We start from the raw sequence: 20,362 nt of genomic DNA on the forward strand, positions 1-20,362 counted from the left end.
ACGCCTTAAACGCTAACAGGATCGTTGACCGCAGTATCTGCCGTACCGGCTGTCGCAGCGGAATGGTTCGTGTTTTTAGTTTCAAGGATATTCTCCAGTTCCTTGATCAGCTGGGTGAGCCCTTCCGCAGAGGATGTGGCTACCTCCGTTGAGTGAATAAAATTGCTTAAGCCCTTTGATATATCCGCAATTGCTATATTGATCTGCTCCGAGGACTTCTGCTGTTTCTGGGTGGATACCGTAATGGTCTGGGCCTGGTTGGAAGTTATCTCCGCGCCGGATCGTATTTCCTTGAAAACATCCTCCAGGGCTCTAATCAGCTTGTACCCTTCGGTTATCTTATCCGCACCCTCCTCGCTGGAAACAATGAGGGAGGAAGAGGAATCCTGTATTTCCTCCACCTGATCCCGTATCTGCTTGGTCAGGGCGGCGATATCGTCCGCCAGGCGGTTTACCTCGCTGGCAACCACGGCGAAACGTTTGCCCTTATCCCCGGCGCTTGCCGCTTCCAGCGCGGCGTTAAAGGCGATTACCTTGGTCTGGTCGGTGATGGTGTTGATGGTTTTGACTATATCCCGTATCTTAGCTATCTTGTTTCCCAGGTTTATGATACCGGCAATAATAGCATCGTTCTTTTCCTTGATATCCCCCATCTTGTTAACATTGCTTTCAAGGACCGAAAAGCCTTGGATTACGTCATCTTCCATTTTGGTTGCAATGGTAGCAACGCTGCCGGTCATCTCCGAAATATAGGAGGCAATCTGGGCGTTCTCATTAATGGTGCTTTCGATTTCCTGCACACTGGCGGCCTGGTTATTGGCGGTGGTAAAAATATCCTTGGAGGAAATAAAAATTTCATCCGTGGATTTCTGAATGGTCCCGGCTATCTCCTTGGTCTGGATTACGGTCCGGGAGGCGGCTTCCGCGGCTTCGGATTCGGATTTTATCATGTTTTGAAACAGGGCTATGTGCCTTTTGCAGGCAATCCCCGTAACCGCCCCGGCCATGATCATGCCCATTATCCTGAAGACCTCGTTGTAGAGGGGAAAGGCAACCTCGTGTACTTGGCCTTTATACAGGGCCGTATAGGGAATATCAATGATAGTACGGTGATAGATGATCACAAAGGCATAGAGGATACCGGCGAAAATCCCGGAAAAAATGGCGCACCGTACATTATACCGGAAGGCGCCCAGGGCAACCAGGAGTACATAAAAAAGCGCCTGGATGGAGAGAAAACCTATGGGCAGGGAATGGTTAGGATAGGTTGCGGTGATGAAGATGGCTGTGGAGATAAAAACCATATCAAGGACGACGCAAACATACTTAAAATAGGGGGATAGCAATTCTTTTTTCCGCAGATAGAAAAAAAGTATTATTGAAAAAACCAAATACTCCGAGGTGCCGAAATGTCCCCGCCAGGGCGTATAGCCAAAACCGTTTTTATGTCTGACAATGGAAATTACCACCAGCCCTAACACCCAGATGAGCGCCAGGGAAAAGCGGAAATAGTTGATGATAACCTCTCCATCCCGTTCATCCCTGCTTATACGTTCGTCCATGCTTGTCATATATACTCTCCTGTTTTTTCCGCTTTCTCATGTTTATCATCACCGGTGGCATAGAGCCCCACCGTTCCCCGAAGTTCCTTGGACATGACATTGAGGTTATCCGCTATTTTTGAAGTTGAACCCATGGCGATTACAAACTGTTTGACCCCGGCGGATATTTCCTGCAGGGTGGTAAAAATCTGGGCGGAAGCGAATTCCTGCTTGCGGCTCAAATCCGAAATCTGCTGGGAATTAACCGCCACATTTTTGGAATTCTCCACGATATTTTCAAATACCTCTTTCTGTTCAACCATATGGTCATAGCCTTCATCGATCTGCATTGAGCCGTTATTTGCTTCCGTAATCAGACTCTGGGAGGCGGTCTGGGCCTCTTCGATCCGCTGTTTTATCTCCCCGGTGGAATCCACCACATTGTCGGCAAAGCGCCGTATTTCGCTTGCCACCACGGCGAAGCGGGCTCCGGCCTCACCGGAAGAAGAAGCCTCCAGGGAAGCGTTAAAGGCGATAAGCTTGGTCTGATCCGCTATGTTGTCGATGATGCCTATGGCCTCGCTGATCCGGCTGAGCATTTCCGCAAGATTTTTAATCTCATCAATAATTTTATTGTTCTGATCCCGGATATCCTGCATCATCTCCTGATTCGCTTCCCGCAGTTCCGCTCCCCGCTGGCTCAGTTCCCGGGTTTTGACGGCCAGTTCCGCTACCTCCGCAGTTTTTGCCGCTACCTGTTCGGACATTTCCTTGCTGCCTTCCATGGTACTGACGATCTCCGAAACGCTGGCGGACTGCTCATTGGCGGTGGTGGTAATCTCCTTGGCGGAGGCGGAAAGATCAAACACGGAGGTTGAAACCCTGGAGGCATCCTGACTAAAGGAAACAAAGACGGAACGCAGTTTACCCAGGAAGCGGTTAAAGGCAGACATCAGTTCCCCGAATTCGTCTTTGGAATGGACAGCCAGTTCCAGGGAAAGATCGTTATTATCCAGACTCTTAAAGAGCTGCTTTAGGCTCGCGGTGGATTTGGTTATATTAGCGGTGGTGATGATCACAATGATAAAAGCGATGACGGCGGTAAGGACCGCGAATATAAGGGACCGGTACAGCGCATTCCGGTATCCGATGATCCGCTGCTGCAGGAGTATGTCAAGCTGATCCAGGGAAGCAAGCCACAGATCGTAGGATGCGTCATTGGCCTGGGCAGCGGCGTTTATCACTTCGGTATAATAAAACTCCGGGGTATCCTCCGCGGCAAGAAACGCCTCAAGGATCCCTGTAAGCTTTCCCGCCGTGGAAATATACACATTATTTTTAAACATAAGCTCTTCTGAAAGCAGGGCTTCCAGGGAAGGGTCGGCCCTGAGATTCGCCAATGCCGCATAGGTCGCGGATCGAAGACGGGGGGTATAGGACCGGCTGAGGAGGGTCATATAGGACCGTAATTCCTCCCGCTCCGCCTTGGTTATAACTTTTCTGACATTGGCGACATAGGTCAGATTACTTATCCTTAAAATTTGCTGCTGAATTTCAGGAAGCTCAAGAAGGGAGATTTCGGCAAAATAATAGGTTCCCAGTTCAGGATCCACTATAAGAGAAGACGCATCGCCGATGTAGGATACCAGATCATATAAGTCCTGGATAAAGGCATTGTAACTGTTCAGGATGACCGCCGGATCTCCCTGTATTTCCTTCAGGGAATTCCAGCTGCTCCGGAGCTCGGCGCCGGAAACATAGCGCCGGCCCGGGATGGTTCCTAATTCCGGCTCACCATCGGTTTCCCCAAGATTTGCGATCAGCTCGTCAAGCTGACGGGTTATCTCTTGATCAACGCGGCCATTGCCTTCCGCCGCCGTATTCTGCGCCAATACCATCCTAAGGTGTGCGGGCACCATCCGCAGAAGGCCGGCAATGGGACGCAGATACCCAATTCCCTCCCGTTCATTCGTGCTGATCCGTATGGACGAATTTGCGCTGGAGACTATAAGAAACAGCATCAACGCGATGGGTAGAATAAATACGGCGCTTGAAAAAACCAGTTTGGTGGTAATCTTCAAGTTTTTATAAAACATATCCGCTCCTTATAAAGCCCATCATTTGCTTAGACGTTTTTCAAGGATACGCCGATAATAGTCCGGCGAAAATCCACCAATGAAACACTCATACGAAAGATCCTTACCCAGCTCGACACTTTCTAAAGCTTTTTTTATTTTTACCTCATAGAGAGTGCGGTTCCCCTCCGCCGCTAACAGACTCGCTCTATAAAAAGCAGGCCAAAAAGCGCCGTCCAAGGCGGAGGCCTCCTTGTAAAATGTCTCCGCCTCACTATGTTTGTTCGAAAGATAATTATATTCCCCTCTGAGGAATTTAGTAAAGGCCGATACCTGCTTTTCTTCAGCAAAAGCAAGGACGGCTTCTGCTCCGGCAAAATCCTCCAGGCTGAGAAAGCAGATGACCGCCGCAATAAGCTCGTCCTCCCCGGGATCCGCGGGTTTATCGGTCCGCGCCTTAATAGCCCTAAGAACCTGCTCCGCCGTAGCTTCGCCTTGTTCAAGGAGAGAAGCAATATTTTTCGCAGCCTTGGAATGCGCTATTCGGGAGGATACCTTTTTGGGCGGAGAAACTACCGCTGAATGGGGAGTCCCGGACTGGGACAGGTGCGGCTCACGAATCGGTTCGCTGCGCGGAGAACTTCGTTGCAAGTTGCGCGCATACCTTCGGTCTGAGTCCAGGGTTCTCCGGTCCGAGCTTTGGGCCCTCCGTTCTACGGCACCGGGACTCCTGGCTAAGTTAAAAATCCGCCGCTCTGTGGCCCTCCGGTCCGATGCCTGCCGGGGTTCCCAGGGAATTTCGGAAAGAATTTCCTCCGCCGGCTCCGATAGGGCGGATATTTTTTGAAAATAGAACGCATCGGGGCTCTGTTTGTTTTGCAGGAAGGGATGGTTCACCGAAGGGATTTCGGATATGCCGAAGAGCAGAACTCCCTCCTCGGTAAGGGCTTTTACCAGGAAATCGAGTATTCTCCGGCGGCCTTCGGGGGAGAAATAGATGAGCGCATTTCTGAAGAGGATGAGATCAAAGGCAAGGGGCTCAATACCGTCCATAATATTATGGGGGAAAAAATGTATCCGTTCTTTTAAACTGCTGCTGACAATATAGGTTTCTCCTTCTTTCGTAAGGTACCGGTCCAGGATATATCTCCAGCGATTCCCGTCATGCCTAAAGGCGTTTACCGAATACCGCCCCTGCTTGGCAATTTCTATCATATCCCGGCTTACATCAAAGGCTTCGATTTGAAAATCCAGCTTTTCCACGGTCCGGCTGTAATAGTCCATCAGCATGGCCAGGCTGTAGGCCTCGCAGCCCATGGATGTTGCTGCGGAACAGACCCGAAACGGTTTTTTTCTACGGGCAAACCGGGGCAGAATTTTTTTGAGCAAAAGATCGAAATGAGGTTCCTCCCGGAAAAAGTAGGTTTCATTAATTGTAAGAAAGCGGGCGATATTGAACCGCTCTTCCGGGGAGGAAAGAAGCCGCTCCAATGCGCCGGGAAAATTAAAAATATCGGGATTGCTATTTTTTTCCAGGTAGCCCTTCAATTGCAGCAGGGCATCATCCGCCGCTTTTATCCCCAGGGCTTTTTCCGTCCAGGAGGACAATTTTTCCAGTACATCGTCGCTCATAGTTTTGTTAATTCAATAAGCCGGGGGGCTATACCGTCCAGGGGAAGGACCATATCCACACAACCGGTGCTAAAAGCGGCCATGGGCATGCCGTATATCAGCGATGTCCCCTCGTCCTGAGCAATGGTAATGCCCCCGGCGTTCCTTACAGACCGGGTCCCTTCGGCGCCATCGGCGCCCATTCCGGTAAGCACCACCGAAATAAGGCCCTGGCCAAGCAGCCTGGCAGCGCTTTGAAAGAGCAGATCCGCCGCAGGTTTCTGGTTGTTTACCATGGCCCCGTCATTAAAGATAAATCCCTTGGCATCCAGGAGGAGGTGCTTATCCGTGGGCGCCACATAGAGTTTTCCACTAACGGGAAACTCCCCCGCTTCGGCGAGCTTTACCCCCAGGGGCGTATAGGTGTCAAGCCACTGGACAAATCCCTTATCAAAACCGGATGTGTTATGCTGAACTAAAATTATGGGTACCGGGAAATTCCCGGGAAGGGCAGCGCAAAGCTGGGTAAGGGCCTTTGGGCCGCCGGTGGAAGAGGCGATAACCACGGCGAGGATCGCCCGGTTTCTCACGGCCTTCTTTTCTTCACCCTCACCAAGCTCTTTAACCAAGAGACGGCGGCCTCTGGTCGCAACAATCTGCTTAAGGGCTTCGAGGATCTGCAGCCGTTTAAGGGAACTCATTTCGGTGGTAAAATTATCCTTGGAGTAAAATTCCAGGGCCCCCTTCACCGTCGCTTCGTAGGCCATCTTTGCCGTACTATGGGTGCTGATCACCACCACCGGGGTGGGCAGTATCTTGCGGATTTCCTGTGTCGCCTCAAGCCCGCCCATGACGGGCATCTCGATATCCATGGTGATAAGGTCCGGGTTAAGCATCCGAGCTTTTTCAAGCCCCTCCTTACCATCCGCCGCTTCTCCAACCACGGTAAAATCGCCGTCGCTTTCCAGAAAATCCCTGAGAATCGAACGTACCAAAGTGCTGTCATCTACAATTAGTGTTTTTATCACCGGCTTTACCTACCCTTCCCTGTCAGGAGATTCCGGGTATTCCCCGGCCAGAAGCATACGGGGAATAAGTATGGCCGGATCGATAAAAATATTCATCAAAGGACCGTGAAAGTTAATTCCCGAAAAGAAAGAAACCATATTACCCACCCCAAGTATGGCGGGCAGGGGCTGTATATCTTCCTGGCTAATTTCAACTTCTTTTTCTACTGCGGTTACCAGGAGTACATTCCGCCTATCCGTAAAACCGTCTTTCTCCATGGCCGCTTCCATAGAAAGGCCGCTGTTTTCCCCGCTCCCATCGCCAATAAGGGGAACCTGTTGAATTTGCGGTTTAAGGATAAAGCCATGCCGTATTTCCCGGTCCGTTTCTTTAAAAAAATGGGGAATTGAAAAATAGGTATGTTCATCCCGGTCCCGGTCTATTATCTGTTTTACCTCCCAGGGCACGGTGATGAGGGAAGAAACGGCGTATACCGGGACTCCCAGGGAAAAAGCACCAAAGGCGCACAAAAAAAACCGCATAAACGCCCCTAAACCCTGAATTCGCTTACCACCCGGCTGATAATCTGCCGGATATTGAGAACGAATACGTTGGTTTCATGCCATCCAAAGGAGGATTCGATGATATCGGTTGAGTCGTTTGTCTCGGTTCCCTGTTCGATCTTTAATAAATCAGACTGAGCCACATCGACAATGTCCACCACATCGTCGATCAGGAAGGCTATCTTTTCCACCGTCTCCTTCAGGACCACAACCTTGGATTGAGGGGTGGGAACTTTTTGTATCAAGAGGCCTATATCCACCAGGGCATAGGGCGCGGAATAGCGGTTTATGATTCCCATGACGTATTCCGGCACCAGCGGCAGGGGGTAGACCGTATCAAAGGCGGTAACTTCGCTGATTATCCGTGAGGGAAAGGTATAGAATTTCCCCAAAATCGTAAATACCAGGTATTTTTCTCCATTAAATACTTCCGATTCCCCGTTTTCTTCCGGCATAGGTCACCTCGGAATAAGTATACCATATTACAAAAAATCCATCTATCCTCTCTTACCTTAGTTCAGGGGTATACCACCATTCAATTAACTCAAAACAGCCTAGAAGGATATCTGCTTAAATAAGGCAATGGTACAGGAAGGTCTAAAAATAAAAATTTCTGACCGATTTTCGACTTTTGCTTATACTGTGTTGCAGAAACAAGGAGATGCGAAAATGAACAAAGAAACTACCTGTATACTCGACCATTGCAAAGAAATCATAACCCATTCCACCTATCATCCCCTGGATGCGACTTTTTTTGCCGATGCAGCAAAGGACCTTGCGGCTGTGGGTGATCTTTTTTCCATAACCCCAACCCAGGCGGCACTTTTTACCCTGCTCCTTGATGAATGCGGTGATGGAGCCACCTCTATCAATACTATTGCCGATAAAATTAAATGCGGCAGGATACAGTTCCTTAAATACCTTGACGATTTTGAAGCTTTGGAACAAAAACATCTTATCCGGTCTGAAAAAGACTGGGAGGACTTTTCAAGCGGACGAGGCGGCGGTTCCAGCTTTCCCTCATACTGTATTCCCCTGGATGTAATAAAGGCCCTCCGTGCAGGAAAGGAATACCGCTATGCCCCGTATAGCAGCCTTACGCCGGAAGAATTTTTTGAAACCGCCGGGGAACTTTTAGAATCCTTCAAGCGCTCCAATATTACCAAAAGCAGCCTGGAATCCGAGTTAAGAACCCTGTTTAATTCAAACCAAAAAATGAACTTTGTAAAGGGTATAAAAGCCCTGTCCATCAAAATATATTCCACCGTATTACTGCTTTTTTTCTGCTGCTCCTATATGGATGATCAGGAGAATATCTCCATTAAGGCTTTGCAGCCTTTTTTCAAGCCTTTAGGCCGCCGTATTCTGGTAACGAAATTCAAGAACCGCGATAATCAACTTTTTGAAGAGGGTCTTATCGAAAACGACTGTGATCGGGGTATGGCGGATACCGAATGTTATAAACTTACCCCAAAGGCTAAGGAGATTTTTCTCGCTGATATTAACCTGAAAGAAAAAAACAAAGGGGACCGGAACCTTATCAAAGCGGAAACGTTAAAACCCCGGGACCTGTTCTACGGTAAAAAAACAGAGCGGCGCATAAAGGAACTGGGGTCTTTATTGCGGGAAGAAAACTTTGCCGCCATAAAACAGCGGCTTGCGGAAAAGAACCTCCGTTCAGGCCTTACCTGCATTTTTACCGGCGCCCCCGGGACCGGCAAGACAGAAACGGTCTACTGTCTGGCCCGGGAGACCGGCCGGGACATCATGCTGGTAGACATATCGGAAACAAAAAGTATGTGGTTTGGGGAAAGCGAAAAACGGATCAAGGAAGTATTCAACCGTTACCATGGCCTGATCAAAGGCGGCGGTCTTACCCCCATCCTCTTTTTTAACGAGGCCGACGCCGTATTAGGCAAACGCCAGGAATTGGGCGAAGTCCGCCGGGGCCCTGCCCAAACTGAAAACGCTATTCAGAACATTATTTTACAGGAGATGGAGGACCTCGCCGGGGGTATCCTCATTGCCACCACCAACATGGCGGACAATCTGGACAAGGCCTTTGAACGCCGTTTTCTCTACAAAATTGAATTTGAAAAACCCGACCGGGCAAAAACCGCCATATGGAAAAGCAATCTCCCGGGCCTTACGGAGGATTATGCAGAAACCCTGGCCCGGCGCTTTGATTTTTCAGGGGGCCAGATAGAAAATATTATCCGCAAGGAAACCGTGTCCTCCCTGCTTTCGGGCATTGAAGCAGACCCGGAACGGCTTATCCGGTTCTGCGAAGAAGAAGTGATGGTAAAGGACAAAACAAGGACCATAGGATTTGGGGTGGAAGGGTGACCTTTTTAGATGAAATTAGGTATACTGCTTTGAGGAGGAAAAGGACCCATGGATGATGAATACGATGAAGAAGAAAATACCTACAAAACCATACTCACCATAAAAGAAGGGGATACCTCTGATTACAGCAGGCGGCAGGGAAAAGAAATTGTGGCCCTTAAATTTGCGCCGGGGATTAGCGCTATACGCGCCAATTTTTCGCATAACGAAATACGCTCCCTTACTATCCCCGATACGGTCACGGCGATAAGCCGCGGAGCATTTGCCAATAACCTGCTCACGGAATTGATACTGTCACACAAACTTTCCGTCATCGGCAGAAATACTTTTGCGGAAAACTTCCTCACGGCGCTCACCATACCGGAAGGCGTCGAAGGTATTGATATTGACGGGTTTAGAAAAAACCGATTGAACAAGGTCTCGCTTCCGTCAACCCTCAAATGGTTAGGGGACGGCGCTTTTTCTGAAAATCCGCTGGTCAGTATTACTTTGGGCTCTTTGGTAGAAGGGCGCGATGCGGATGGAACGCCAAACTCAATCCCGGCGGAAGAAACATTCGGCATATACGGACGGAGTTTCATTTCGTGCTACATAGAAACCGGCAGCGCTGCGGGAACCTACAGGTACAACGAAAGTACGGGGGTATGGAGTTATGGGCATTAAGTTTTTATCCCGGGAATATACTCCGCTGTTTATACCCTTTTTTTGTTCAGGTAGCGCCGCAGTTTGTCTAAAAGCACTGCATAATCCAGGGGCTTTCCCAAATGGTCATTCATGCCGGCCTCTATACACTTTTCTATATCTTCGCGGAATACATTTGCGGTCATTGCCACAATAGGCACAGCTGCGGCTGCGATGGGGAGAGCGCGGATACGGCGGGTAGCTTCAAATCCGTCCATTTTGGGCATCTGCACATCCATCAGTATCATGTCGTATTTTTCCGGATTGTTTTGAAACATCTCCACCGCTTTTTCTCCGTTTTCCGCAAAGTCTATAGCCAAGAGGGTGGGTTCCAAAAGGGCCGACACGATTTCCCGGTTAATTTCCACGTCTTCGGCAATAAGCGCCGTAAAACCTTCAAAGACGCCGGTGTCCGTCTGCATATCGGTCTCGGGTGTACCATTCTCATCAGCAGCAAGGGCATTCCCGCGCTCAAGCAGCACGATGAACGAAAATTCGGAGCCCTGTCCCAACTCTGCTTCCACACTGATTTCCCCACCCATCATTTCAACGATGTTTTTTGAAATGACAAGTCCAAGGCCGGTGCCGCCGTATTTGCGGGAGGTGTCGCTTTCGGCCTGCTGGAACGCATGAAACAGCCGGTCTTTCTGCTCAGTGCTTATACCAATACCCTCGTCCTTTACGCTCACCCGGATGCGGCAGCTGCCATTTTCCTCACCAAGCAAACGCGCTTCAAGGTAAATACCCCCGCCTTCCGGAGTGAATTTGACGGCGTTCCCCAAAAGGTTTGTCAGGACCTGGGAAAGGCGCTGATCATCCCCGCGCAAATTGCGGGGTATGGCCTCGTCAATGTGAACGGTCAAAACCTGTTTTTTTTCAGCAACCCGAAAATTGATCATATTGGTAATATTCCGAATCATCTTTTCAAAATCAAAATCCGCAGAGACAAGTTCGAGTTTGCCCGCCTCGATCTTTGACATATCAAGTATATCGTTGACCACCCCAAGAAGATGCCGGGAGGCGCCCTCAATTTTATTGAGGCAATCATCCTTCCGCAGCGAATCCGTGGAAGCCTTCGCGATGCTTGTCATGCCGATGATGGCGCCTATGGGCGTCCTGATTTCATGGCTCATGTTCGAGAGGAATTGGCTCTTCGCAATATTCGCCTGTTCTTTCGCAATAAACGCGTCGTTGATCGGCCTCGCAATTTTACGGGAAAGAAACCGGGATACAAATATTGCGACAAGGATAACCAGCAAAAGCAGGGCTGCCCAAATCACGGTAATAATCCTGATAGTTGAATCCACATTATCTGCGATGGATTTTGCCATTCGCAATACTTCTCCGCTGGTATTATTCGCCAGGCCGGCAATATCCTGCACCCGCAGTATATAGGCAAGGGTCCAGCCGGTCAGCTCTATGGGGGCCCACATGATATATGAATCAACTGGCTCACCATCCCTTCGCACCATGGCGCGTACCGTGCCAAAGGGTTCTGCCCGCATTTCTGCGATGAGGCTTTCCGCATCGTCCCCAAGAAAATCAGAAACGTCATATTCTTCCATATCGCCAAGGCCCGGGGCTGAAATGATTTTTGTATCGCCCTCGGTACTTTTCAGTAAAACGGCATAACCGTTTTCGCCTACCACGGTGGCCTGTATATTTTTATCCAAATTTTCAATTTTGATATCCAGACCGGTTACGCCCTTAAACGTACCGTCCTTCCCATAAAAGGGAGCCGAGATGGTAGTGGCAAGCCAGCGCCCCGCTGAATCCCGTTCGGCGTCGGAGATATAAAGGGCGCCTGAGTTTTTCGCGGCGGTGTACCAGTACCGCTCCCGCATGATAGGCAGCATATCGACGGGTATGTCCACTTTGAACGCCGCATCTTTATCGTATTGAATATTTATCCCCGAGGCTGTGGTAATAAACATGGTGGAGATATCGGGGTTTTTATCCATGATGAGAGCGAGCAGCCGCCCCGCATTGCCAAGCAGGTAGGTTTCCTCCAATAAGCCCGCGCGCTCCAAATCGCTTGCGTCAAACCGGCGATCTTTTTGCATGGTGGGATCGAAAAACCAATGGATCTGAAGCTGCCCCGGCGGGATATCCCGGTAATTAGGGACCGGAACAGGCTTAAAGGCGTCCGGCTCCTGATACATTTTCCCAATGGAGTCTTTTATCAGGACGATATCCCCGGCTATGTCTTCCAGATCATCGTTGATAGTCCGGGCATTTGAGCGGACAAGGCCGGAAGTATCGGCAATCCCCTGATCCAACAGGGATACCATGATGCTATCCGCCGCGATACGGCCTATATCAAACTTACCGTTGGATGTAGCGGCGCGGATGTTCACCAGCGCCACAATGACCAAAACGCCGCTGACAAGCAATGCCGCGACACAGGGGAAAAGTATGGCGTACAGCAGCCTGTTTTGTAACGAATTGTTATTCACGCGCCCTATTATCTCCCCACAAGAAATCGACCTAGGACATTTTGAGAAAAAACCGGAAATTACCGCCAAAAGTGAGCAAATAAGTAACTATTAAGTTTAGCACATGCAAAGTAAGGATGTAAAGCACCGCAAAATTAGGAAAATGAGATCAAAAAATAACTGTTTTTGACAGTTTTTCGACTTTTGCTTATACTGTATCATGCAGGTTGAAGAGCTCCGGAATTGGCCGGGTCGGTGGCTTCAACAGTGCAAAAGGCGGGAAGGATTCGTCCTTTCCAAAAGGGAAGGCTTCTCTTTTAGGAAGCTTTCCCTTTTTTTGAATTACATCATCCCCTTCCAGCCGGGAATAGCAATACCGCCCTTTTCAGCAGCGCCGAGATGCCGTAGGCGCCAAAAACGGAAACAAAGCGGTCCACGATATTAACCGGAAGACGGGCCAAAATCTCCATGGCGGGCAGGCTGAGCCCCTGCCGCAGGAGTCCTACCTTGAAGTAGGTTTCCGGGTGCGCGTCGGATATGGGGGATTGGAGGACCTGGTCTATAAATACCGCAATCAGCCCGCCCAGCACGCTCATGAGGATACACATGAAAAGGGCGAGCATGGACAACATGATGGCCACGGACAAAAAAGAGGATCCGGTGACTTGCAACGGAGTTTCCCGCGCAGGCGCGGATGTGCCGGGGAAAAGCCTGAGAGCGCCGCATTCCCGGGGGAAGCGGCGCATAAAAAATGCGGTAACCAGGGCGGAAGCGGCGCCGCAGATGACAAAGAGGTAATACCCCCAGAAGGGATAAAACCCTATGCCGTAAGCCGCCTGGGAAATGACGGCGGTAAGAAGCCCCGCCGCAGGGCCGCCTGAAAAGGTAACGCTTATGGTTAATACCGTATCGAGGTACAGCCTCTGGCCGAGAAAATCCGCAAAACGCCAAAGACCGTAATTCCCCGCCGCCCCGGCTATGCAGAGGATCGCGGTGACCATCACTCCGCCAAGGATCGTTTTTTTCATTGTAAAAAGTATACCACCCCTTTTTTATTTGTGATACACTTTTCTCATGTTCACCCTCGTGCGTCCGCGACGTCTCCCGTGCAGGCTTCCGGCTTTTTTTCTCCTGGTTTTTTCCCCGGCCCTATACGCCGTACCGCAGGAACAGGCTTCCGCCGGGATCATCCCCCTGATCGAGCAGTGGATGGATGTGGAACGGGCCTTCTACTCGGACGACGCTAGTCTCCCTTTGATATTCGCCGCATTCCGGGAAGATATGGAAAATTATATGCGCTCCCCCCTTTTCCGCCAGTATGCGGGGCTGCCTTCCGGGGATCAGAAGGAAACCATGGGTTCTCTTATCACTGACTTTGCCGAAGCCGCTGCCGCAGGGCGACGGGCGGAAGCGGAGACTGCTGCGGAAGGCATAGGGGCCGCCCTGGTGTTGTGGCAATATTTTGAAAGCTCCGTATCGGATGCAGTTTTTGCCCGGACCTATTTTTTATTCGCCGTTTTTATGCTGATCATCGGCGTCCTGATACTTGCCCTATGGCGCATACACCGGGACCTCCAGCATTCCCGCATACAGGAACAGGGGGCCGCCGCTTTTTCCCGGGCGGTGATCATTGCCCAGGAAACAGAACGGTCCCGGATTTCTATGGAACTGCACGATACGGTTTTACAGGATTTAGGACGGCTGAAACAGCTTACCGAAGAATGCGGTGGGGAAAGGCGCGGGCCCCTGCTTGCCATGGAGGGGAACATCATGAAGGTCCTCCGTTCGGTTTGCCAAACCATTATGCCCCCGGATTTCAGCCGCCTGGCCTTGGTGGATTCTCTCTACACCCTCTCTGTCAACTTCCAGGAACGGACCGGGATTCCCTGCCGGGTCGGCATAAGCGAGGGGCTCAGTATGGAAGGGCTCAATGCGGAACTACAGCTCCAGTGTTACCGCCTGGTTCAGGAGGCCTTCACCAATATTGAGAAACACGCCCATGCGGAAACAGCTTTCCTAACCCTGCAAAACGGGCGTTTGGGGGACCGGGCCAGCCTGCTTATCTGCGCAGCCGATGATGGCGTGGGTATGCAGGATACCGGCCATCCCCTGGACTATTCCCGCATGGGAATACGGGGAATGTATGAACGGATAACAATACTAAAAGGAACCCTTTCCTTCAACGGCGATCCCGGGCACGGCCTTACGGTGCGGATAGAGATACCCCTGGGGGAGGAACCATGAATACCCTTGTGCTAATCGACGACCACACCATGATGCGCCGCGGCCTGGCCGGCTATTTTACCCAGACCGGCCGCTGGCAGGTACTGGGTGAAGCGGGATCCCAGGAAGATGCGCTAACCCTTTTTGAAACCCTCTCCGCCGGCCCCCTGCCCGGGGTCATACTCCTGGATATCGATCTTCATGGTTCCTGGGGGCTCGATCTTATTCCCCGGCTCCGACAATATTACGAACAAAAACCCCCGGCGCTTATCTATTCTGTTTATGAGGACTACGCCCATGTAAAGGCCGCCATCCGCGCCGAAGCCGCAGGATATATGTGCAAGTCCCAGGGGGAAGCGGAATTGGAAATGGCCATGGATGCTGTTTTACAGGGGCGGATTTTCTTTGCCCCCCATCTGATCGTTAAGATGGACGCTGTCTCTGATATACTGCTCTGCCTCACCAAGCGGGAGCGGCAAATCTTCGACCTGGTCCAGCGTTCATACAGCAACCGCCAAATCGCCGAGGAACTTGCGGTCTCTGTGCGTACCATCGAAAACAGCCTGAGCATTATCTATGATAAGACCGGGGTTCCTGGCCGCAAGGAATTGGAAAAACTGTAACGAAGGGATCCCAAACAATGATGGAGTTCCGATGAAGGGCGAAAGAGCGCGGGTATCAACCAATTTTCATGAATTCCGCATGGGAAATATTGCGTCTAAAACACTGTACCGGAGTAGTCATCCCATAATAGACGCGGTAAAATTGACCGGGAAAGAACTTACGAGGCTAAAAAAAATACTGTCGATTAGTAGAAAATAGCCTTAACGCAATGCCCTTACGCACGTCTTATACGCATGGATTTTTCATGAAAGCTCACTCTGGACAAATAATTTCCTCAAAATATAGTATAAAAACTACCTAAATAAAGGAGATCATATAATGAGTAACATTGTTTTAAATGATCCGGAATTAGTCGCCAGAATCAGGATGCCTCTTCCCGGTAAATCTGTTGCCGCAAAAACCGTACCCATACTCTACACGGGTAATTATGATACAGCAAAGGCCTGCATGGTAAGTATTAACCCACAAGAATTTTACAATAGCAATGGATTAAAACCAAATCATCCAATTTCCCGTGCAACCTTGGGAAAAAAAGATAATGAAGAACTTGAGAAAGGAAAGGATGTTAAAAAAATTCTTGATTTTTGCGATAATTATTTTGTTAATTATTTGAAAGAGAATGGCAAGCCCCATCCGTTCTTTTATCAATTAGAAGATGTGCTAAAGGGATTTAATAAAAATAAACAATATTCATTTCAGGACGGAACTTGTGTACTTTTAGACTTGGTGCAATGGGACACACGGCCTTTATGGAGTAAGCTGCAAGCGTCGGCAAAGAAGGAACTTCTCAATTCAGATTCAAAATATCTGAAAAAGTTATTGGAGCGGCAAAATAATTTTGACTTCATGTTTTTAAACGGACGCAAAGTAATTGAAGCTCTAAAAGGTCAATATAATTTGGATTTAACTGAATATACTATACAGCTAAAAAAAGATTGTACTTTATTTTTTGGTACCTGGGGAAATACAAAAACCAAAATAATCGGTTGGAGCCGGTTTTTTGGCAGGTGGCAAATGGGCAAAGATGATTTTTCCCTTTTCCTGCCTGCATTGCATGAAAAATACAACAAGTGGCTTGAAACCCATGCCCGATAAACCCGCCGTAGAAAACACCGACCGCCTCTGTTCCGTGTACTGTCCGCAGTGCAAAAAAGTAACCGACAAAATTTCCTTTAACCTGCTGCGGGAAGCGGGAAAAGTGTCGGTACAATGCCCGGTCTGCGAAAATACAACCCTGCTGGAATATGACGGCAAACAGGCGGCAGTGTGGCATCGCAGCCAGGCCCTGGACGGGGTGATTGCGAAAGTGAAGGAAGCAAAGAAACCGGCAAAATAAATTCTTATACTAAGTGGAGAAAATGACATAACATCATTTAGCTGCGTATCCGATAGGCCATTAAATTAACGTCCGAGGAAGTTAAAATGTCAAGCGAAAAAACATATCAGGAGTGGTTTGCCGAGGCGAGCCAGGATTCGTTTGTACTGGCAAACATGCCCCCTTCGATGATAACACCGGAAATTTGCTTTGAGGCTTTAAAATGCCCCAGCCCATACAATGCATTAATGCGAACGCCCAAAAAATTATTAACCAGGGAATTCTGCCTTGCAGCCGCACAGAAAACAGGGGATACCCTGAATTATCTGAAACATATTAAAAAAACAGACCTTATGACACCGGAAATTTGTTTTGCCGCTGTTAATACCTACGGACGGGCATTGGAGCATGCGCCGGAAACGCAAAAAACGCCGGAACTCTGTCTTGCCGCTGTTCAACAAGATCCTTATGCGCTTCGATATGTACCGGAGCAATTAAAAACAAAGGAACTCTGCTTAGTTGCTTTTCAGAAAAATCATAACACGCTAAATTATATGCCGGAAAATTTCATCACTCCGGAATTATGCCTTATCGCAGTTAAAGAAAGCGGGTACCTGATTTTTAAAGACATACCGGAAAAATTTAAAACTGCGGAACTTTGTAAAAGCGCCGTAGAGCGGGATGGTGTTTCCCTTGAGTATGTGCCCGGTAAATTAAAAACTGCGGAACTCTGCCTTGCTGCGGTACAGAAAAACGGCAATGCCCTTAAAAGCGTACCGGAAAAGTTTAAAACACCGGAACTCTGCCTTATCGCAGTACAGAATAACAGCTCTGCCCTTAAAAGCGTACCGGAAAAATTTAAAACTGCGGAGTTGTGTTTTATTGCCGTACTGAACGACAACGCTGCCTTTCAAGAGGTGCCCCAGGCAATTAAAGCGCAGGTTCAACAGATGCTGAACGATACGCCGCCTGAAAAAGCCGCGCCCCAGGCGCCTCCAGCAGCAGCCGAAGAAAATGAAGCCCTTACAGACATCATTGATGAAATCAAGGCGCTTATCAACGGAGGGAATCCCCCAACCTATCTCATTCCCTATTTACAGCCATTAGCTGCGGAAGGGTATACGGAGATTCAGCAAATCCTGAACACACTGAATTCTTCAAAAACAAAGACAAAAGCTGCCGGATCGGATCTTTTTGATACCCTCGGATGGGCGTATCAATTTGCAGATGATAGTAATAACGCTATTGTTGTTTTCACCGAAGCTATCAAAATTGATCCGAAAAATTCCGATTTGTATTATGGACGCGGCTTCGGATACGAATACAAAGAAGATTATGCCAGCGCAATCGCGGATTACACACTAAGTTTACAGCTAAAGAGCGATAACGACGGTAGTTTATCCGGCCGCGGCAGATGTTATTACGAAACAGGTCAATTAAAAGAAGCCCTGGCGGATTTAACCAAGGCCTGTAAACTCGTTCCTGCCGATCAGTATTACAGAGAGCTATTGGAAATGGTAAAAGCCGCCCTTTAGGATAAGGCCGGACCGTTTGGGAAGAAGTGACGGATATGCTGAGATGGCAAGGAGTTAACTCCTAGTCATTTCAGCGTTTTTTGATCTTTTTAATGAAAATAACTCCTTGTATTATAAGGAGTTATAAACCTTCGGCTGTTTTATCAGATCTGTTTTGAACAAAATGCCCTGTTTTGCTTATACTGTGATACCAAAAAACAAGGACAAAGCGGTGGCGGATAATTCTTTTACGGTTACATTGTCAAACAGTATTAATGCGCAGGGCAGCAATTTCGATGTGGACTTTCTCGAAACCGGCGCTTTTTGGGATATGCTCGAAAAAAACGCCGATATATCCGCCTCAACAGCACGGCTCCTCCGGCTCTGTGTTGTGGCAGGGTTTCACCATAGGGTAAGCGCCGCCGGAAGCCGTACAGATTTACTGCTTATTGCCCGGGATCTGCAAAAAGACTTTTTTATAGCCCCTGATCCGGCGGAAGCTATACTTACCCTGCTTGTTTCCCTGCTCCGCCCCAATAATCCTGAGCTGCTGCCCGATACAGGGCCTGTTTATTCGTCAGGCATTGAGGACTTGCACCAGCTGCCCCCTCCGGGCAATGCGGCGCCGGAGGATGCCTTTCTTTTTGTAAAAGGAAAATCATTTATGATGGGTAAACCCGGCGGTTCCGGCTATGATCATTTAAAACCCCATAAAGTTACGGTAGGCTCCTTTTATATCTGCAAGTTTCCGGTAAGGCAGAATGATTATTACCAAATCATGCAGTTTAACCCCAGTTATCGTATCGGCGCGGCCTTGCCGGTAACCGGGGTAAGCTGGTATAATGCGGTGGATTACTGCAATAAACGCAGTATCATTGATGAGCTGCAGCCTGCATATCGTATTGATACCATGCCTGATCCGCAGAACATCCTTGCCTTTGATGCCAATAAGTGGACCGTTACCTGTAATGCCGAAGCTGACGGGTACAGGCTCCCCACAGACGCCGAATGGGAGTGCGCCTATTCGTTGTTTCAAACCGATGAATATACCCGTGAATGGTGCGGGGATCTGTGGCCAGTCAAGATCAACAGCTACCCTCAATTTGAGCGTACTTACCACAAGCCCCGGGAGGCATGGGACAAGAGCTGCGAATGCCCTTCCGGTGTTGGAGGAGGGCCTTATATCGGCAGTTTAGGTTTCCGCCTGGCAAGGACAGCTTATGAGCAGTAACATTCCTGCAATCGATACAATCAATAGCTTTGCGGCAATCCTTGGAGACCTTGTCCGCGATAAGGGCGCGGGGGTATTACACAGCCCGCAATTAAAGCCCCTGCTTTCCGACTACACCAGAAGGGAATATAAAAACGAGGCTCGTCTTTTTCTGCGTTTACAGGATTCACTTTGCGCTGAAAAAATAATGGCGGCCTCCCCTTCCGATCTGGACAGCGTTGCCCTCTCGCTGGTTCAGTTTTTGCAGGATGAATATGCGCTCTCAGAATTTGCCGCCTGTTTTATTATTGAGGCTTTGAGTTCAAGTCTGCGTGGAGTGATACCCGCCTCCATCACTGCGACGCCCTCAAATTTGAAAAGCCAGGCAGCAGCACCGCTACTTGCAACGCAGTTTTCCGCGCATAGTTCTGTAAATGGCGGCTTTGTACAGATTGCCCCGGGATCATTTATTATGGGCGGAGATTTACCGGAGGTTCCTAAACACAGCGTTGCTGTAGGCGCTTTCGCCATTGCCCAATCTCCGGTAACACAAGCGGAGTTTTTTACGGTCATGGGATATAATCCAAGCTATAGCTACGGCGCGGATTTTCCTGTGGAGGGCCTTAGCTGGTACGAAGCGGTGGAATACTGTAACAGCCGCAGCGTATATGACGGCCTTACCCCTGTGTATATCATTGATAAAACAAAGGAAGCGCCGCCTCTGAGGGTACTCAGTTGGGGGGATGACCCCTTCAACTGGATTATCAGTGCCGACTCTTTCGCCGATGGCTACCGTCTGCCCTCGGAGGCTGAATGGGAGTATACCTGCCGCGCGGGTACGCTTACCGATTACAACACCGGCAATCAGACATTACCCCTTGGTGCAGCCTGTATGAAAAGCTGCTCCCCCGCTCCAGTGGGGAGTTTTCCTCCGAATAATTGGGGCTTATACGATATGCACGGTAACATCAATGAATGGTGCAGTAACCGTACTAATGACGGCCGCTGTTATTACCGGGGTGGCTCATACAGGGATAACCCAAATAGTATGCGCTCCTGGAAAAGGGGTGATCCCCAAAGGCCCTGGAGAACAGCCGCCCCGGCTTTTATATGGAGCGCCGATTACACCGACCCGCATGGCGGCTTTATAGGCCCTTACGGGATACGGCTGGTAAAAAACTAAAGAAAAATACAAGTTCACAAGAGGAGGTATGTG

Annotated in this window: 17 protein-coding genes; 9 read left to right on the plus strand and 8 right to left on the minus strand. The window is 49.3% G+C overall.

Annotation, left to right across the window (positions count from 1 at the left end; all coding sequences use genetic code 11):
- Nucleotides 1-5: 5 nt before the first annotated feature.
- Genes TPRIMZ1_RS0106765 through TPRIMZ1_RS0106790 form a run of 6 tightly spaced genes read right to left on the minus strand, consistent with a single transcriptional unit; the run spans nt 6 to nt 7,253 of the window.
- Entirely contained in the window at nt 6-1,571 is a 1,566-nt protein-coding gene (locus TPRIMZ1_RS0106765) for a methyl-accepting chemotaxis protein (RefSeq protein WP_010256733.1), read from the minus strand.
- Complete coding sequence (locus TPRIMZ1_RS0106770) at nt 1,568-3,637, minus strand: methyl-accepting chemotaxis protein (RefSeq protein WP_010256736.1); 2,070 nt, start codon at nt 3,635-3,637, stop codon at nt 1,568-1,570. Before TPRIMZ1_RS0106770 ends, TPRIMZ1_RS0106765 begins: the two co-directional genes overlap by 4 nt.
- A 21-nt stretch (nt 3,638-3,658) precedes the next feature.
- A complete protein-coding gene (locus TPRIMZ1_RS0106775) occupies nt 3,659-5,248 on the minus strand; it encodes a CheR family methyltransferase (RefSeq protein WP_010256739.1) in 1,590 nt (529 codons plus the stop codon).
- On the minus strand, nt 5,245-6,255 hold the full coding sequence (gene cheB / locus TPRIMZ1_RS0106780) for a chemotaxis-specific protein-glutamate methyltransferase CheB (RefSeq protein ID WP_010256742.1): 1,011 nt from the start codon (nt 6,253-6,255) through the stop codon (nt 5,245-5,247). The genes TPRIMZ1_RS0106775 and cheB overlap by 4 nt, the downstream gene beginning before the upstream one ends.
- Before the next feature lie 9 nt (nt 6,256-6,264).
- On the minus strand, nt 6,265-6,777 hold the full coding sequence (locus TPRIMZ1_RS0106785; RefSeq protein WP_010256745.1) for a hypothetical protein: 513 nt from the start codon (nt 6,775-6,777) through the stop codon (nt 6,265-6,267).
- Between the two features lie 8 nt (nt 6,778-6,785).
- Nucleotides 6,786-7,253 carry a chemotaxis protein CheW gene (locus tag TPRIMZ1_RS0106790; RefSeq protein ID WP_010256748.1) on the minus strand — a complete coding sequence of 156 codons (468 nt, stop codon included), beginning with the start codon at nt 7,251-7,253 and terminating at the stop codon, nt 6,786-6,788.
- A gap of 214 nt (nt 7,254-7,467) precedes the next feature.
- Between TPRIMZ1_RS0106790 and TPRIMZ1_RS0106795 the strand changes: the two genes are divergently transcribed.
- Nucleotides 7,468-9,144, plus strand: coding sequence for an ATP-binding protein (locus TPRIMZ1_RS0106795; protein WP_010256751.1), 1,677 nt, complete (start codon nt 7,468-7,470; stop codon nt 9,142-9,144).
- Nucleotides 9,145-9,192: 48 nt separating this feature from the next.
- Nucleotides 9,193-9,807, plus strand: a complete 615-nt coding sequence (locus tag TPRIMZ1_RS0106800; protein ID WP_010256754.1) for a leucine-rich repeat domain-containing protein — start codon at nt 9,193-9,195, stop codon at nt 9,805-9,807.
- A gap of 29 nt (nt 9,808-9,836) precedes the next feature.
- Here TPRIMZ1_RS0106800 and TPRIMZ1_RS0106805 read toward each other — a convergent pair whose 3' ends face one another.
- On the minus strand, nt 9,837-12,281 hold the full coding sequence (locus TPRIMZ1_RS0106805; protein ID WP_010256757.1) for a hybrid sensor histidine kinase/response regulator: 2,445 nt from the start codon (nt 12,279-12,281) through the stop codon (nt 9,837-9,839).
- A 326-nt stretch (nt 12,282-12,607) separates the two neighbouring features.
- The gene (locus TPRIMZ1_RS0106810; RefSeq protein WP_026043578.1) at nt 12,608-13,288 is read right to left on the minus strand and encodes a hypothetical protein; all 681 of its coding nucleotides are present in this window, start codon (nt 13,286-13,288) and stop codon (nt 12,608-12,610) included.
- A 46-nt stretch (nt 13,289-13,334) separates the two neighbouring features.
- Here TPRIMZ1_RS0106810 and TPRIMZ1_RS0106815 point away from each other — a divergent pair, with 46 nt between their 5' ends.
- The 7 genes from TPRIMZ1_RS0106815 to TPRIMZ1_RS0106845 all read left to right on the plus strand — a co-directional run bounded on the left by TPRIMZ1_RS0106815 (nt 13,335) and on the right by TPRIMZ1_RS0106845 (nt 20,329).
- The gene (locus TPRIMZ1_RS0106815; RefSeq protein ID WP_010256760.1) at nt 13,335-14,504 is read left to right on the plus strand and encodes a sensor histidine kinase; all 1,170 of its coding nucleotides are present in this window, start codon (nt 13,335-13,337) and stop codon (nt 14,502-14,504) included.
- Nucleotides 14,501-15,106 (plus strand): response regulator transcription factor, encoded by a 606-nt coding sequence (locus tag TPRIMZ1_RS0106820; RefSeq protein WP_010256765.1) that lies wholly within the window; start codon nt 14,501-14,503, stop codon nt 15,104-15,106. Before TPRIMZ1_RS0106815 ends, TPRIMZ1_RS0106820 begins: the two co-directional genes overlap by 4 nt.
- 319 nt (nt 15,107-15,425) lie before the next feature.
- Entirely contained in the window at nt 15,426-16,202 is a 777-nt protein-coding gene (locus TPRIMZ1_RS0106825) for a hypothetical protein (RefSeq protein WP_010256769.1), read from the plus strand.
- Nucleotides 16,192-16,443, plus strand: a complete 252-nt coding sequence (locus TPRIMZ1_RS0106830) for a hypothetical protein (RefSeq protein ID WP_010256774.1) — start codon at nt 16,192-16,194, stop codon at nt 16,441-16,443. Before TPRIMZ1_RS0106825 ends, TPRIMZ1_RS0106830 begins: the two co-directional genes overlap by 11 nt.
- An 86-nt stretch (nt 16,444-16,529) precedes the next feature.
- On the plus strand, nt 16,530-17,957 hold the full coding sequence (locus TPRIMZ1_RS0106835) for a DUF4116 domain-containing protein (RefSeq protein WP_010256775.1): 1,428 nt from the start codon (nt 16,530-16,532) through the stop codon (nt 17,955-17,957).
- A 211-nt stretch (nt 17,958-18,168) separates the two neighbouring features.
- Nucleotides 18,169-19,167, plus strand: a complete 999-nt coding sequence (locus TPRIMZ1_RS19705) for a formylglycine-generating enzyme family protein (protein ID WP_198429912.1) — start codon at nt 18,169-18,171, stop codon at nt 19,165-19,167.
- Nucleotides 19,157-20,329: a formylglycine-generating enzyme family protein gene (locus TPRIMZ1_RS0106845; RefSeq protein WP_010256779.1), complete on the plus strand. Its 1,173-nt coding sequence runs from the start codon at nt 19,157-19,159 to the stop codon at nt 20,327-20,329. The genes TPRIMZ1_RS19705 and TPRIMZ1_RS0106845 overlap by 11 nt, the downstream gene beginning before the upstream one ends.
- Nucleotides 20,330-20,362 lie beyond the last annotated feature (33 nt).

Origin of the sequence: Treponema primitia ZAS-1 (genome assembly GCF_000297095.1) — a bacterium.
GTDB classification, from domain to species: Bacteria; Spirochaetota; Spirochaetia; order Treponematales; family Breznakiellaceae; genus Termitinema; species Termitinema primitia_A.

Bases quoted from the DNA above. Each gene is read 5' to 3' on its own strand.
- TPRIMZ1_RS0106825 (WP_010256769.1), top strand. From the start codon at position 15,426: ATGAGTAACATTGTTTTAAATGATCCGGAATTAGTCGCCAGAATCAGG.
- TPRIMZ1_RS0106800 (WP_010256754.1), top strand. From the start codon at position 9,193: ATGGATGATGAATACGATGAAGAAGAAAATACCTACAAAACCATACTC.
- TPRIMZ1_RS0106830 (WP_010256774.1), top strand. From the start codon at position 16,192: ATGCCCGATAAACCCGCCGTAGAAAACACCGACCGCCTCTGTTCCGTG.
- TPRIMZ1_RS0106795 (WP_010256751.1), top strand. From the start codon at position 7,468: ATGAACAAAGAAACTACCTGTATACTCGACCATTGCAAAGAAATCATA.
- TPRIMZ1_RS0106770 (WP_010256736.1), bottom strand. From the start codon at position 3,637: ATGTTTTATAAAAACTTGAAGATTACCACCAAACTGGTTTTTTCAAGC.
- TPRIMZ1_RS0106810 (WP_026043578.1), bottom strand. From the start codon at position 13,288: ATGAAAAAAACGATCCTTGGCGGAGTGATGGTCACCGCGATCCTCTGC.
- TPRIMZ1_RS0106845 (WP_010256779.1), top strand. From the start codon at position 19,157: ATGAGCAGTAACATTCCTGCAATCGATACAATCAATAGCTTTGCGGCA.
- TPRIMZ1_RS0106790 (WP_010256748.1), bottom strand. From the start codon at position 7,253: ATGCCGGAAGAAAACGGGGAATCGGAAGTATTTAATGGAGAAAAATAC.
- TPRIMZ1_RS0106820 (WP_010256765.1), top strand. From the start codon at position 14,501: ATGAATACCCTTGTGCTAATCGACGACCACACCATGATGCGCCGCGGC.
- TPRIMZ1_RS0106785 (WP_010256745.1), bottom strand. From the start codon at position 6,777: ATGCGGTTTTTTTTGTGCGCCTTTGGTGCTTTTTCCCTGGGAGTCCCG.
- TPRIMZ1_RS0106765 (WP_010256733.1), bottom strand. From the start codon at position 1,571: ATGACAAGCATGGACGAACGTATAAGCAGGGATGAACGGGATGGAGAG.
- TPRIMZ1_RS0106815 (WP_010256760.1), top strand. From the start codon at position 13,335: ATGTTCACCCTCGTGCGTCCGCGACGTCTCCCGTGCAGGCTTCCGGCT.
- TPRIMZ1_RS0106775 (WP_010256739.1), bottom strand. From the start codon at position 5,248: ATGAGCGACGATGTACTGGAAAAATTGTCCTCCTGGACGGAAAAAGCC.
- TPRIMZ1_RS0106835 (WP_010256775.1), top strand. From the start codon at position 16,530: ATGTCAAGCGAAAAAACATATCAGGAGTGGTTTGCCGAGGCGAGCCAG.